The organism is Thiohalobacter sp. COW1 (genome assembly GCF_016629505.1).
GTDB lineage: Bacteria > Pseudomonadota > Gammaproteobacteria > Thiohalobacterales > Thiohalobacteraceae > Thiohalobacter > Thiohalobacter thiocyanaticus_A.
The window spans coordinates 2,921,230-2,934,878 of record NZ_AP024239.1 but is presented as its reverse complement, the minus strand read 5'-3'; the positions used below and the strand labels follow the sequence as shown (position 1 = coordinate 2,934,878).

The window sequence follows — 13,649 nt, the reverse complement described above, 5'->3', positions numbered from 1 at the left end:
CTTGCCCCGTCGCCCGGGTTCTGACATAATGCGCGGCTCTTCTCGGCGTGTGAGCCGAATGGAACGATTTTCTGAAGGGTTCTAGCCATGTCCAGAGTATGCCAGGTCACGGGGAAGCGTCCGGTCACGGGCAACAACGTCTCCCACGCGAACAACAAGACCAAGCGGCGCTTTCTGCCGAATCTGCACACCCACCGCTTCTGGGTGGAGAGCGAGCAGCGCTGGGTGAAACTGCGTGTCTCCGGCAAGGGCATGCGCATCATCGACAAGAAGGGCATCGAGACCGTCCTGTCCGAAATCCGCGCCCGCGGCGAACAGGTCTGAGGAGGCAAGCATGGCCAAGGCAATCCGCGAAAAGATCAAGCTGGTCTCCAGCGCCGGCACCGGTCACTTCTATACCACCACCAAGAACAAGCGCAACACGCCGAACAAGCTCGAGTTCAAGAAGTACGATCCGGTGGTGCGCCAGCACGTGACCTACAAGGAAGCCAAGATCAAGTAAGGCTTCCGATCACCGGACCCAATAAAAAACCCGGCCATGCCGGGTTTTTTATTGGGTTGGTCACGCCTGCCTGAGCCGCCGGAGTCCGTCGGCTCAGGTCATCGGTCAGGCCGGCTGCGGCAGACTGTAGCAGCGCAGGCGCCGGGCGAACTGCTGCAGGGCCTGGATGCCGGTGGCCTCGGCCTGGGCGCACCAGTCCTGCAGCGCAACCAGCATCTGCTCATGACTGGTCGGACGCTGGGCCCACAGCGCGGTCAGCCGGCGCTTGAACTCGTACACCACCTGCAGCCGCTGGCGCTCGTTGAGCGCCCGTTGCAGCAGGCTCTCGCTGCGCGCATCCAGCAGGGTCTCGTTGCGCACCAGCACCTTGCGCGCGCGCCGCAGCAGGCGGCGGCAGGAGCGGTCGGCGCTGCGCCACTCCTCGCGCAGCACCGGCAGCATGACCTGACGGGCATAGTCCGACATGACGTGCAGGCGGTTGCGCACCACGGCGCGCACGGTGTCGACGTCCAGCGCCTGCTTGGCCGGATCCAGGCGGGGCATGGGGGCGGTCTTGTTGACCGCGGCCAGGCCCAGGATCTCCAGCAGTCGGATATAGAACCAGCCGATGTCGAATTCCCAACGCCGCGAGGACAGCTTGGCCGAGCCGGGGAAGGCGTGATGGTTGTTGTGCAGTTCCTCGCCGCCGATGATCAGGCCCAGCGGCACGATATTGGTCGACAGATCGGCACTCTCGAAGTTGCGATAACCCCACCAGTGGCCGAGGCCGTTGATCACGCCCGCCGCCCAGATGGGGATCCACAGCATCTGTACCGCCCACACGGTCAGACCGATGACACCGAACAGCGCCAGGTCGATCAGCAGCATCAGGCTGACGCCGAGCATGGGAAAACGCCGGTACAGGTGCCGCTCCAGGGCGTCATCGGGCGTACCCTGGCTGAACCGGGCCAGGGTCTCGGGATTTTCGGCCTCGGCCCGGTACAGTTCGGCGCCCCGCCACAGGACCGTGCCGATGCCGCGCGTGTTCGGGCTGTGAGGATCGTCCTCGGTCTCGCACCTGGCGTGGTGCTTGCGGTGGATGGCAACCCACTCGGCGGTGACCATGCCGGTGGTCAGCCACAACCAGAAGCGGAAAAAGTGGCTCACCGCCGGATGCAGGTCCAGGGCCCGATGGGCCTGATGGCGATGCAGGAAGACAGTGACGCTGACAATGGTAATATGGGTCAGGCCGAGGACGGCCAGCACGAGGCCCCACCAGGGCAGATCAGCAAGCCCCTGAGCAAGCAGGGAGAGCATAGGGTCAAACATGGAGTCAATGGCTCTTTCAGACGTTACAGAAGGGTAAACCCTACTCTAGCACGGCTGTCAGGGCTTTGCCGAAACAAATTCACCCGCCGGCAGTCCCCAAATCCCGGCAACCGTGGGCGGACCGATCCCGAGAGAGGCACCCGGCGTGCCGCCCCAGGACAGCGTACATGCAGGACATCTACATCGGCCGCCAGCCGATCTACGACCGCAACCTCAATGTCTATGCCTATGAGCTGCTGTTTCGCAGCGGGCTGGAAAATGCGGCCATGTTCTCCGACGGCGACCGGGCGACCTCTCATGTCATCAACAATGCCTTCCTGGAGTTCGGCCTGGAAAAACTGGTCGGCCGCCACCGCGCCTTCATCAACCTGACCCGCGCCTTCCTCACCGGGGAATGGCAGCTGCCCTTCCCCAAGGACCGCATCGTGCTGGAAGTGCTGGAAGACATCGAACCCGATGCGGCCGTGATCGGCGCCGTGCGCGAACTGCGCCGCTCGGGACACACCCTGGCCCTGGACGATTTCCTCTACCACGACAAACTGCGCCCCCTGATCGAACATGCCGATATCATCAAGATCGACCTGATGGCCGTCCCGGACGGGGAACTGGTGGCCCACCTCGACCAGTTGCGCGGCTATCCCGTGCACCTGCTGGCCGAAAAGATCGAGACGCTGGAGCAGTTCGAGCAATGCCGTGACCTGGGCTTCGACTATTTCCAGGGCTACTTCCTCTCGCGCCCCCAGGTGATCTCCGGCCAGGCCGTGCCCGCCAGCGGCCTGGCCACGGTCCGGCTGCTGGCCCAGCTGCAGGACCCCCAGGTCACGCCCGAGGAACTGGAGGCGCTGATCAGCCAGGACCTGGGCCTGAGCTACAAGCTGCTGCGCTATATCAACTCCGCCTTCTTTGCCCTGCCCCGCAAAGTGGATTCCATCCGCCAGGCGGTGGTCTACCTGGGCAACCGGACCATCAAGACCTGGGCCACATTGCTGGTGTTCTGCGGCGTGGAAGACCGACCCACCGACCTGATGACCATCGCCATGCTGCGGGCCCGGATGTGCCAGCTGCTGGCGGAAAAGACCGGCGAAGCCGAACCGGAGATCTATTTCACCGCCGGCCTGTTCTCGGCCCTGGAGGCACTGCTGGGAATGCCGCTGGACCAGATCCTCGAGGCCCTGCCGCTGTCGGATACCCTCAAGGCCGCCCTGCTGCATCATCAGGGCGCCATTGGCGAGGCTCTGAGTTGCGTCCTGGCCTACGAGCGCACCCAGTGGGATAGCGCGCAGTTCCGTGAACTGGCGCCGGCCGGCATCACCGAGGCCTATGTGGAAGCGGCCCGCTGGGCCGACGAGACCACCGAGCTGCTGCTGGGGACCACGAACTGAGGTGGCCGTAACACGCGGGGCGCAGGGCCGGTACGTAGGATGGGTGAAGCGCAGCGCAACCCATCATTCCACCCGGGCCAGGCGATGGGTTACGGCGCATGCGCCTCCACCCATCCTACGCGCCGGCTGAAAAAGTCAGCAGCAGGTTGCCCCAGCGATCCACCTCACAACGCCAGCCCGGCGCCAGCCAGGTGGTGGCCACGGTCTCGCTGATCAGGGCCGGCCCCGCCAGACACTGACCGGCGCCGAGCGCGTCGCGGGCATGGACCGGCACCTCCGCCTCCAGCCCCGGCATCGCAACCCGGGCTTCGGGCGCGGCCTCATCCGGCGCACGTTCAGGCAGCACCAGATCCGGGGCCGGCCCCGCGACCTCCAGCCGCAGATTGACCAGTGCGACCGGCCGCGCCAGACGGTGACCGTAGCGGGCCTCGTGCGCGGCATGAAAGGCCGCAGCGGTGGCGGCAATCCCCTCCCAGGGCAGGGTGAGCACGAAGGACTGGCCTTCGTAACACAGATCCAGCGAGGCGCGCCGCTGCAGCCGCCCGGCATCCAGACCCTCGGCCGCCAACTCCGCGCCCCCCTGGATTGCCAGTTCATTGAGTGCCGCCTCGAGCTCGGCGGCTGCGCAATCCTCCAGCCGGGCCGGCCAGGCCCGCGACAGCTGCCGCGCCGGCGCCGCGCTCAGCATGCCCAGCGCCGACAGCACCCCGGCCTGCACCGGCACCAGCGCCCGGCGCATGCCCAGCGCCTCGGCCAGGGCGCACACATGCAGGCCGCCGGCCCCGCCGAAGGAAGTCAGCACATAGTCGCGCGGGTCCAGGCCGCGCTGCACCGAGATCACCCGCAGCGCCCGGGCCATGTGCTCATTGGCGACCCGGACGATGCCGGCGGCCGCCGCTTCCGGCGTCAGGCCGAGCGGTTCGGCCACCCGCAGCACGGCCATGCGGGCAGCCTGCGCATCCAGCCGCATGCCACCGTCGAGGAAGGCCTCGGGCCGCAGCCGCCCCAGCACCAGGTTGGCGTCGGTGACTGTGGGTTCGGTCCCGCCGCGGCCGTAGCAGGCCGGCCCGGGGGCGGCCCCGGCCGATTCCGGCCCCACCAGGAGCATCCCGCCGGCATCGACCCGGGCAATGGAGCCGCCGCCGGCACCGATGGTGTGCATGTCCACCATGGGCACGGCCACCGGGTAGCGGCCGATGCGGCCCTCGGTGGTCAGGCGCGGCTCGCCCTCGATCAGGGCCACGTCGGTGGAGGTCCCGCCCATGTCGAAACTGAGCAGGCGCTCGCAGCCGGCCAGCCGGCCGACGAAGCCGGCACCCCTCAGACCGCCGGCCGGCCCCGACAGCAGCAGGTGCACGCCGTGACGGGCGGCCTGGTCAGCATCCACCAGACCGCCGGCGCTCTGCATCACCGCCACCGGCGCCGGGGCCACACCGGCCTTCAGCCGCTGCAGGTAGCCCTCCACCAGCGGGCCGACATGGGCATTGAGAAAGGTGGCCATGCCGCGTTCGTATTCCCGGATCTCGGGCAGCACCTCGCTGGAACAACTCACGAACAGGTCAGCGGGCAGGGCGGCGGCAATGCGCCGCTCGTCCTCGCCGTCGAGGAAGGCGAACAGCAGGTTGATGGCCACGGCACGCGGCTGCAGGCGTTCGATCGCTGTCTTCAGTTCGGCCAGATCCGCATCGGTCAGGGGCGTGATGACTTTGCCCCGGGCATCGCGCCGGCCGCCGGTCTCCAGGCAGTGTTCCGGCGGCAGCGGGGGTTCGACCGGTTCGGGCTGCAGGTTGTACAGCTCGGCCCGGGCCTGGCGGCCGATGGCCAGCACATCGCCCAGGCCGCGGTTGGTGATATAGACCGTCTTCACCCCCTTGGCTTCGAGCACTGCGTTGGTGGCGACGGTCGAACCGTGCACCAGACTCATGCCCGAGGCGCCGGCCAGACCCAGCTCATCCAGGCCCTGCAGGATGGCGCGCTCGGGCGCGTCCGGGGTGGACAGCACCTTGTGCACGCGCACCCGCCCGTCCTGCAGAACGACGAAATCGGTGAAGGTGCCGCCGGTGTCTATGCCTACCCGTATTGACATGAGTATGATTAACGCCTCGAATATCCGCCTGACACAGGGAGCGCCGCCCCGCCCCCACTGCGGATCTGCCCGCACCGGGCGGTCAGACAACAAGCCGGGGATAGTAAAAGAAATGGACCGCGAAATCCTCATCCAGGCCGAACACCTGCAGCGTGACTACGGCCCCATCCGCGCCGTGCACGATGTCAGCTTCGAACTGGCCAAGGGCGACGTGCTGGGCTTTCTCGGCCCCAACGGGGCCGGCAAGTCCACCACCATGCAGATGCTGACCGGCACCCTTGCGCCCAGTGCCGGCACCATCCGGGTCCGGGGCGTGGATCTGCTGGACCATCCCAGGCGCGCCAAGCGCGAACTCGGCTATCTGCCGGAGCAGCCGCCGCTGTACCGGGAACTGACGGTCGACGAGTACCTGCGCTACTGCGCCCGCCTGCGCGGCGTGCCCGGACGCGAGGTCACCGCTGCGGTGGACCGGGCCCGCGCCCGCTGCGGACTGAACGAGGTGCGCCGGCGCCTGATCGCCAATCTGTCCAAGGGCTACCAGCAGCGCGTCGGCATCGCCCAGGCCATCCTGCACAACCCGGCGGCGGTGATCCTGGACGAGCCCACCGTGGGCCTGGACCCCATCCAGATCCGCGAAATCCGCGGCCTGATCCGCGAACTGGGCGAGGCGCACGGCATCATCCTCTCCACCCACATCCTGCCCGAGGTGCAGGGCACCTGTAACCGGGTGCAGATCATCCACCGCGGCCGGCTGGTGTTCGCCGACAGCATGCAGGGACTGGAATCGCATCTGCAGGCACAGGCCTGCATCGTCGCCTTCCGCCAACCGCCCGCCATCGAGACGCTGCAGCAGCTCGCGGGCGTGGAGGAAGTGGCCGAACTGGGTCAGGGCCGCTTCCGGCTGCGCTACACCGGCGACAACCCGGCCGAGGCCCTGACCGAACGGGCCGTGAATGCCGGCTGGGGCCTGCAGGAACTGATCCCCGAACGCCGCACCCTGGAGCAGATCTTCGTCGAACTGACCAGCCGCGACGCCGCCGAGGAGGCCGCCTGATGATCCGCGTCATCGCGGCACGCGAGTTGAAGACCCTGTTTCTCTCGCCCCTGGCCTGGTCGATCCTGGGCGTGGTGCAGCTGCTGCTGGCCTACCTGTTCCTGTCCCAGATCGATCTGTTCATGACCTACGCCCCGCAGCTGGCCGGCCGGCCCAATGCCCCCGGCGTGACCGACATCGTGATCACGCCGCTGCTGGGCAATACCGGCGTCATCCTGCTGCTGATCGCGCCGCTGATCACCATGCGGGCGCTCAGCGAGGAAAGCCGCAGCCGCACCCTCAACCTGCTCATGTCCTCGCCGGTATCCATGACCGAGATCGTGCTGGGCAAGTACCTCGGGCTGCTGGGTTTCTTTCTCATCCTGCTGGCCATGATCAGCCTGATGCCGCTGTCGCTCATGGCCGGCACCGAACTCGATACCGGCAAGCTCGCCAGCGGTCTGCTCGGCCTGGCCCTGCTGCTGGCGGCCTTCACCGCCGCCGGGCTGTTCATGTCAAGCCTCACCGATCAGCCCACCGTGGCCGCGGTGAGCAGCTTCGGCCTGCTGCTGCTGCTGTGGATCATCGACTGGGCCGGTAATTCCGGCGCCGGGGTCAGCGAACTGTTCCGCTATCTGTCGCTGGTGCGCCATTATGAATCGCTGCTCAAGGGATTGTTCGATTCCAGCGACGTCGTCTACTACCTGTTATTCATTCTCACCTTCCTGGTGCTGACCGTGCAGCGCCTGGATGCCCGGCGGATGCCGCACTAGGAGCCCCGGCATGGATGTGACGCGCCAGACCAAACGCAACCTGCGCCTGCAGCGCTATCTGTTCACCCTGCTGCTGCTGGCCGCGGTCGGGCTGCTGGGCTGGCTCAGCACCCAATACCGCATCCAGACCGACTGGACCTACGGCGCGCGCAACAGCCTGTCGGCCGACAGCGAGCGCCTGCTCGCGGAACTCGAGGGCCCGCTCACCATCACCGCCTTCGTCCGCGACCAGGGACCGCTGCGCGACCAGGTACGCGAACTCGTCGGTCGCTATCAACGGGTCAATCCGGACATCCAGGCCGAGTTCGTCAATCCTGACCGCGCCCCGGAACGGGTGCGCGAACTGGGGGTGAGCATGGAGGGTGAGCTGCGCATCGCCTATCAGGGCCGCAGCGAACGGGTGCAGGAACACACCGAGCAGGCCCTCAGCAATGCCATCCTGCGGGTGGCGCGTCAGGGCGAGCGCTGGATCGGCTTTCTCACCGGCCACGGCGAACGCGACCCGCACGGCCAGGCCAATCACGACCTGGGGCACTTCGGGGCCGAGCTTGAGCGCAAGGGGCTCAAGGTGCAGAGCCTCAACCTGGCCGAGACGCGCGCGGTGCCGGACAACCTCAGCGTACTGGTCATCGCCAGCCCGCAGCTGGACCTGCTGCCGGGCGAGGTGAAACTGGTGCGCGAGTACCTGGAGGGCGGCGGCAACCTGCTGTGGCTGGCCGACCCCGGCGAGACCGGCGGCATGGCCAGCGTGGCCGAATACCTCGGCGTGGAGTTCCTGCCCGGCGTGATCGTCGATGCCAGCACCCAGCTGTTCGGCATCGAGAGCCCCGACGTGGTGCTGGTCACCGCCTACACCCCGCATCCCGTGACCCGCGAGCTGCGCGCCATGACCCTGTTCCCGCACGCTCAGGCACTGCAGCTCAACACCACCGGCGACTGGGACGTCGAGCCCCTGCTCTCCAGCATGGAAAACACCTGGACTGAACTCGGTACGCTGGAAGGCCGCATCGGCTTCGATGCGGGCAGCGACGAGCGCGCCGGCCCGCTGGACCTGGCGCACGCCTTCACCCGCAGCCTGGACGCCGACAGCGAGGCCGGCGAGGGTCGCACAACGGGCCAGCGGGTCGCGGTCATCGGCGATGGCGATTTCCTGTCCAACAGCTTTCTCGGCAATGTCGCCAACCTGGACCTGGGCCTGAACCTGATCGACTGGCTCAGCCACGATGACAGCTTCATCGCCATCCGCCCGCGCGCGGCACCGGATCAGAGCCTGGAACTGGGCCGCACCGCTCAGGCCGTGATCGGCTTCGGCTTCCTGTTCGTGCTACCGGCACTGCTGGTGCTCGCCGGCCTCATCGTCTGGCTGCGCCGGCGCAAACGCTGATGCCCGGCCCCCGCTCCCTCGTCAATGTCGTATTGCTGCTGCTGGTCGCGGCGCTGGCCGCGCTGGTCTACCTGCGCCCCGGCACGCAGACGGCGGACAGCACGTCCCTGACCCGGCTCGACCCGGCGCAGGTCCAGTCCATCCGGATCGACAATGACCGCGGCCGGATCGAACTGGTGCGCCATGATGGCGGCTGGCAGCTGCGGGAGCCGGATCTGCCCGCCGATGCATTCCAGGCGAAGATCCTTCTCAATCTGCTGAACCAGCCCTCGCAGCGCCAGTACCCGCTGGCGGAAATCGATCCCGCCGACATCGGCCTGGATCCGCCGCGGCTGGTGCTGCATTACGACGATGCCGAACTGCGCCTGGGCGGAACCGAGCCGCTGCAGGACCTGCGCTACGTGCAGTACGGCGACACGGTCCACCTGATCGAGGACCGGGTGCTGAACCTGCTCGGCGCCGGGGCCAGCGACCTGGTCAGTCGCCGGCTGGTGCCGGCGGGCACCGAACTGCAACGGCTGGCGCTGCCGGAATTCACCCTGGCACGCACCGACACCGGGGGCTGGGCCGTCAAGCCCGACCGCCCGGATATCTCCGCCGACCGGCTGCAGCGACTGGTCGACACCTGGCGCACCACGCAGGCGTTATGGGTGGGCGAGGACAAGGGCGGACCGCTGCAGGGCGAAGTCGAACTCACATTCGCCGACGGCGAACGGATACGTTACGGCATCCGCCGCAGCGAGGCGGACTTCGTGCTGGTGAGAGAGAAGCCGGGACTGGCCTATCATCTGGGCACGCAGCAGGCGGGACGGTTGCTGGAGCTAGATGCCGGCAAGGACGCAAACCCCGCTCCCTAACCGTAGGCCGACCTGAACAAGGCAAAGCCCGGCATAGCTTGCCGTCACATGTTCTGCAGCGGAAGCTTCACCATACCCTGTCATTGCGAGGCGCATAGCGCCGCGGCAATCTCGAAACAGTTGCATCTGCAGCACGAGATTGCCGCGCTGCGCTCGCAATGACAGGATCGCCTGACGACTGGCAATAAGATTGAGCAGCTATTTCAGCGGTTTCAGCTCGATCGGGTGATCAAGCTCCTCGTCGAATTTTCCCTTGAGATCATACAACGCCGCCTGCAGCCCCTCCTCCATGGTGGGATGATAGAAGGGCAGACTGAGCAGATCGAACACGGTCAGGTGCTGGCTGATGGCCCAGCACAGCAGGTGCCCCAGGTGCTCGGCCAGGGCGGCGACGAAGGTCGCGCCCAGGATGCGGCCATCGTTCTTATCGGCGTATACACGCAGCACGCCGCGGTTGCGGCCCATGATGATGGCCCGGCCCAGCAGCCCCATCTTCACCTCGCCAACGGCGATGGCGTCCTCATCCAGTTCGCCCCAGCCCCGGCCGACCATGACGATGTTGGGGTCGCAGAAGGTGATGGACAGCGGCGTCTTGCGTTCGAAGGCCACGGGCGTGTCCTGCACCGCGTTGAAGCCGGCGATGCGGCCCTCGTCGCCGGCCTCGTGCAGGATGGGCCGCTCGCCGGTCACGTCGCCGGCGATGAACACCGGCAGGTCGCCGACCTGCATGGTATGCGGGTCGAACGCCGGCACACCCTTGGCGTCCAGTTCGACCCCCAGCGCCTCGAGGTTGAGGGTCTTCACATTCGGCACCCGGCCCATGCACACCAGCAGCTTGTCGACCACCACCTCGTTGTCGCCGGCCGTCACCTTCAGCCTGCCTTCACCGGCTTCGCTCACCTCGGCGGCCTGCCCCAACCACAGGGGGAACTCCTTGCCGATCAGCTCGATGGCGGCATCCCGGGCGACCGGATCCTCCAGCCCGCCGATGGTCTCGGCCATATCGATGCCGGTGACATCCACCCCGAAGCGGTGCAGGGCCTGGCCCAACTCCAGGCCGATCACGCCCAGGCCGATCACGGCGACCGACGCCGGCAGGGACTCCTGCTCGAAGAACTCGTCGGTGGTCAGGATGCGGTCGCGGAAGGGTTCCCAGGCGCCGGGCACCAGCGGGGTCGAGCCGGTGGCGATAATGATCTTGTTCGCTTCGATGCGCTGGCCATTGACCTCCAGCACATTCGGTTCGATGAAACGGGCATTGCCCTCGATGAACTCCTCCTCGCTCATCTCGTCGGTGCTGGTGGAGAGCACCTTGTCGACGAACACGTCACGCAGGTCCTGGACATGCTCCATGGCGTCCTCCTGATTCAGGATCAGCTGCTCGCCGCCCTCGATGCCCTCGCGCTCGAAGATGTTGCGCCGGTGCATGTCCTCGCCGATCTGGATGGCGACCTTGGACGGCATGCAGCCGACCCGGGCGCAGGTCGTGCCCAGCTCGCCGCCGTCGATCAGCACCCAGTTGTCGGTGGCCTTGCGCACCTGGCCGACGGCGTACAGGCCGGCGCTGCCGGCGCCGAGGATGGCAACATCTACTTGTCTGGTCATGGCTTGGCCCTTGTGACTGCTTGCATTGATATTGTCGCGTCGTGTCAGGCTGGTATTCTAACGCTCCCGACCGATACTGACGAAATCCCGCGATCCCATGCCTGAATTACCCGAAGTCGAGACCACACGGCGTGGGATCGAACCGCACCTGACCGGCCGGCGCATCGTCCGGCTGGCGGTCCGCGAACGCCGCCTGCGCTGGCCGGTGCCGCGCGGCCTGGAGACCACCGTAGCGGGCCAGCGCATCCACGGCGTGCGCCGCCGCGCCAAATACCTGCTCATCGAACTCGATACCGGCAGCCTGATCCTGCACCTGGGCATGTCGGGCGCGCTGCGCATCCTGCCCACGGCGACACCCCCGGACAAACACGACCACCTGGATCTGGAACTGGACGACGGCCAGTGCCTGCGCCTGACCGACCCGCGCCGCTTCGGCGCCCTGCTCTGGACCACCCGGGCGCCGGAGTCGCACAAGCTGCTGCGCGAACTCGGGCCCGAGCCCCTGTCCGATGAATTCAACGGGGAGTATCTCCATGCGCTGTCACGCGGCCGCCGGGCGGCGGTGAAGAGCTTCATCATGGACAGCCATGTGGTGGTGGGGGTGGGCAACATCTACGCCAACGAGGCGCTGTTTCTGGCCGGTATCCATCCGGCCCGCGCGGCCGGCCGCATCAGCCGCCAGCGCTATGAACAACTGGCAGCTGCCATCAAGGCGGTGCTGGAACAATCCATCCGGGTCGGCGGCACGACGCTGCGGGATTTCACCGGCAGCGACGGCCGGCCCGGTTATTTCCGCCAGTCACTGCGGGTCTATGAGCGCGCAGGCCGGCCCTGCCCGGTCTGCGGCGAGGCGATACGGTTGAAACGCATCGGCCAGCGCTCCAGCTATTACTGCCCCCATTGCCAGAGGTAGGTCGGGTTACGCCCTCACGGGCTAACCCGACCTACATGTTCAATCAGGGCCTCCCCGATTCCCCGTGGATCACTCGCGGCCCGCACTTCGCCGGTAGCACGATTCCACTGAATCGCCTGCATGTTGCCGTAGCTGCTGTCCAGCGGCTTCAATTCGTGCCCCATGGCCTTCAGCTGCTGCTGCATTTCAGCACCAAATGCCTCCGGCTCGAACTGGATCACATCCGGCAGATACTGGTGATGGAAGCGCGGCTCGCTGACCCAATCCTGCACCGGCTTGTCCGCGGCAAAACCCAGAATACCGTGCAGCACCATGGTGATGATGCGGCTCCCGCCGGGCGTGCCCAGGATAGCGACGCGGTCATCGGTCTCGACGAAGGTCGGCGACATGCTGGACAGCATGCGCTTGCCGGGGGCGATGGCATTGGCCTCGGTGCCGACCAGGCCGTAGGCGTTGGGCACGCCCGGCTTGGCGGAGAAGTCGTCCATTTCGTCGTTGAGCAGCACGCCGGTGCCCGGCACCACGAAGCCCGCGCCGAAGGGATAGTTGATGCTGAGTGTGGCCGCGACCCGGTTGCCCTCCCGGTCCAGGATGGAGAAGTGGGTGGTGTGATTGCCGCCGCCGAAGGCCTCCGGTCCCGGCAGCGAGGCACTCGGCGTGGCCTGGTCGCGGCGGATGCCGTTGCGCAGGCCGGCGGCATAATGCGGGCTGGTGAGCATCGCCACCGGCACCTCGACGTAATCGGTATCGCCCAGATACACCGCGCGATCGCGGTAGGCGCGGCGCATGGCCTCGACTATAAGATGCGTGCGTTCGACCTCGCACAGGTCCTGCAGCCCGTAGCCTTCGAGGATGTTGAGCATGGTCACCAGGGCGATGCCGCCCGAGGACGGCGGTGCGGCGCTGGTGATGCGCATACCGTGGTACTCGCCGCGCACAGGCTCGCGCTCGATGACTTCATATTCATCCAGATCCCGCTGCGTCCAGATGCCGCCGGCCGCCCGCACGCCCGTGACCAGCCGGTCCGCGATCGCGCCGGCATAGAAACCACCCCGCCCCTGTTCGGCCAGAGCCTGCAGCGTATCTGCCAACTCAGGCTGACGGATCACCACACCCTCGGCGGGCACCTCGCCCTCGCGCAGAAAGATGCGTGCCGCATCGGCGGACTCCCGCAGAACATCCCGGCGGAATGCCGCCATGCGGCGGTAATGGGCCTCCACCTCGAAGCCCGCGCGCGCCAGCCGGATCGCCGGCGCCAGACTCCGGGCCAGCGGCAGGCGACCGTATTGCTCCGCCAGGTGCACCAGCGCCGCCGGCTCGCCCGGGATCCCGGCCGCCAGCGGTCCGTTCATGGAGGCACCGGGGATCAGATTACCTGCGTCGTCGAGATACATATCCCGGTGCGCGGCCAGCGGCGCCCGTTCCCGGCCGTCGATCATGACATCACGGTTCTCAGTCGCGACATGCAGCAGCCAGAAACCGCCGCCACCGATGCCGGAACCGTAGGGCTCGACCACCGCCAGCGCAGCGCTGACCGCCACGGCGGCGTCGAAGGCGTTCCCGCCCGCGGCCAGGATCTCGAAACCGGCCTCGGTGGCATGCGGATGCGCGGAGGCAATCGCGGTGGCGCCGGGACGCTCGGCAGCGGAGGCCACCTGCACGGGGACGCCCACCACCAATAAGCTCAATGCCAGCACGGGCAGAGACTGCAATAGAGACAGGCAGTAGCGGAGTCGCTGGAACATGGGATCTTACCTGGTCGCGAACATGAGATTAGTCACGATAAGGCGAATACAGAAAAAAACA

At 67.1% G+C, this 13,649-nt stretch carries 12 protein-coding genes; 8 read left to right on the top strand and 4 right to left on the bottom strand.

Features of this window, described 5'->3' with window-relative positions; translation table 11 throughout:
- Window positions 1-87 precede the first annotated feature (87 nt).
- Entirely contained in the window at window positions 88-324 is a 237-nt protein-coding gene (gene rpmB / locus COW1_RS13885) for a 50S ribosomal protein L28 (RefSeq protein WP_096367381.1), read from the top strand.
- Window positions 325-334: 10 nt separating this feature from the next.
- On the top strand, window positions 335-502 hold the full coding sequence (rpmG, locus tag COW1_RS13880) for a 50S ribosomal protein L33 (RefSeq protein ID WP_096367382.1): 168 nt from the start codon (window positions 335-337) through the stop codon (window positions 500-502).
- Between the two features lie 105 nt (window positions 503-607).
- On the opposite strand, the gene COW1_RS13875 is transcribed toward rpmG, so the two are convergent.
- Window positions 608-1,798, bottom strand: a complete 1,191-nt coding sequence (locus COW1_RS13875; RefSeq protein ID WP_172844337.1) for a fatty acid desaturase — start codon at window positions 1,796-1,798, stop codon at window positions 608-610.
- A gap of 179 nt (window positions 1,799-1,977) precedes the next feature.
- On the opposite strand from COW1_RS13875, the gene COW1_RS13870 reads away from it, so the two are divergent.
- The gene (locus tag COW1_RS13870) at window positions 1,978-3,192 is read left to right on the top strand and encodes an EAL and HDOD domain-containing protein (RefSeq protein WP_201344523.1); all 1,215 of its coding nucleotides are present in this window, start codon (window positions 1,978-1,980) and stop codon (window positions 3,190-3,192) included.
- Window positions 3,193-3,307: 115 nt separating this feature from the next.
- Here COW1_RS13870 and COW1_RS13865 read toward each other — a convergent pair whose 3' ends face one another.
- Window positions 3,308-5,278 (bottom strand): hydantoinase/oxoprolinase family protein, encoded by a 1,971-nt coding sequence (locus tag COW1_RS13865; protein WP_201344522.1) that lies wholly within the window; start codon window positions 5,276-5,278, stop codon window positions 3,308-3,310.
- Window positions 5,279-5,390: 112 nt separating this feature from the next.
- Between COW1_RS13865 and COW1_RS13860 the strand changes: the two genes are divergently transcribed.
- The 4 genes from COW1_RS13860 to COW1_RS13845 are packed head-to-tail and all read left to right on the top strand — an operon-like array spanning window position 5,391 to window position 9,325.
- Window positions 5,391-6,332: an ABC transporter ATP-binding protein gene (locus COW1_RS13860; RefSeq protein WP_096367386.1), complete on the top strand. Its 942-nt coding sequence runs from the start codon at window positions 5,391-5,393 to the stop codon at window positions 6,330-6,332.
- On the top strand, window positions 6,332-7,084 hold the full coding sequence (locus COW1_RS13855) for an ABC transporter permease subunit (protein ID WP_172844312.1): 753 nt from the start codon (window positions 6,332-6,334) through the stop codon (window positions 7,082-7,084). The genes COW1_RS13860 and COW1_RS13855 overlap by 1 nt, the downstream gene beginning before the upstream one ends.
- A gap of 10 nt (window positions 7,085-7,094) precedes the next feature.
- Entirely contained in the window at window positions 7,095-8,468 is a 1,374-nt protein-coding gene (locus COW1_RS13850; protein WP_201344521.1) for a GldG family protein, read from the top strand.
- A complete protein-coding gene (locus COW1_RS13845; protein WP_201344520.1) occupies window positions 8,468-9,325 on the top strand; it encodes a DUF4340 domain-containing protein in 858 nt (285 codons plus the stop codon). Before COW1_RS13850 ends, COW1_RS13845 begins: the two co-directional genes overlap by 1 nt.
- Before the next feature lie 198 nt (window positions 9,326-9,523).
- Here the strand turns inward: COW1_RS13845 and COW1_RS13840 are convergent, their stop codons facing one another.
- Window positions 9,524-10,930 carry a dihydrolipoyl dehydrogenase gene (locus COW1_RS13840; RefSeq protein WP_201344519.1) on the bottom strand — a complete coding sequence of 469 codons (1,407 nt, stop codon included), beginning with the start codon at window positions 10,928-10,930 and terminating at the stop codon, window positions 9,524-9,526.
- A gap of 97 nt (window positions 10,931-11,027) precedes the next feature.
- Here COW1_RS13840 and mutM point away from each other — a divergent pair, with 97 nt between their 5' ends.
- Window positions 11,028-11,843: a bifunctional DNA-formamidopyrimidine glycosylase/DNA-(apurinic or apyrimidinic site) lyase gene (gene mutM, locus COW1_RS13835; RefSeq protein WP_096367391.1), complete on the top strand. Its 816-nt coding sequence runs from the start codon at window positions 11,028-11,030 to the stop codon at window positions 11,841-11,843.
- A 14-nt stretch (window positions 11,844-11,857) separates the two neighbouring features.
- On the opposite strand, the gene ggt is transcribed toward mutM, so the two are convergent.
- Window positions 11,858-13,588: a gamma-glutamyltransferase gene (gene ggt, locus COW1_RS13830; protein ID WP_201344518.1), complete on the bottom strand. Its 1,731-nt coding sequence runs from the start codon at window positions 13,586-13,588 to the stop codon at window positions 11,858-11,860.
- Between the last annotated feature and the right edge of the window lie 61 nt (window positions 13,589-13,649).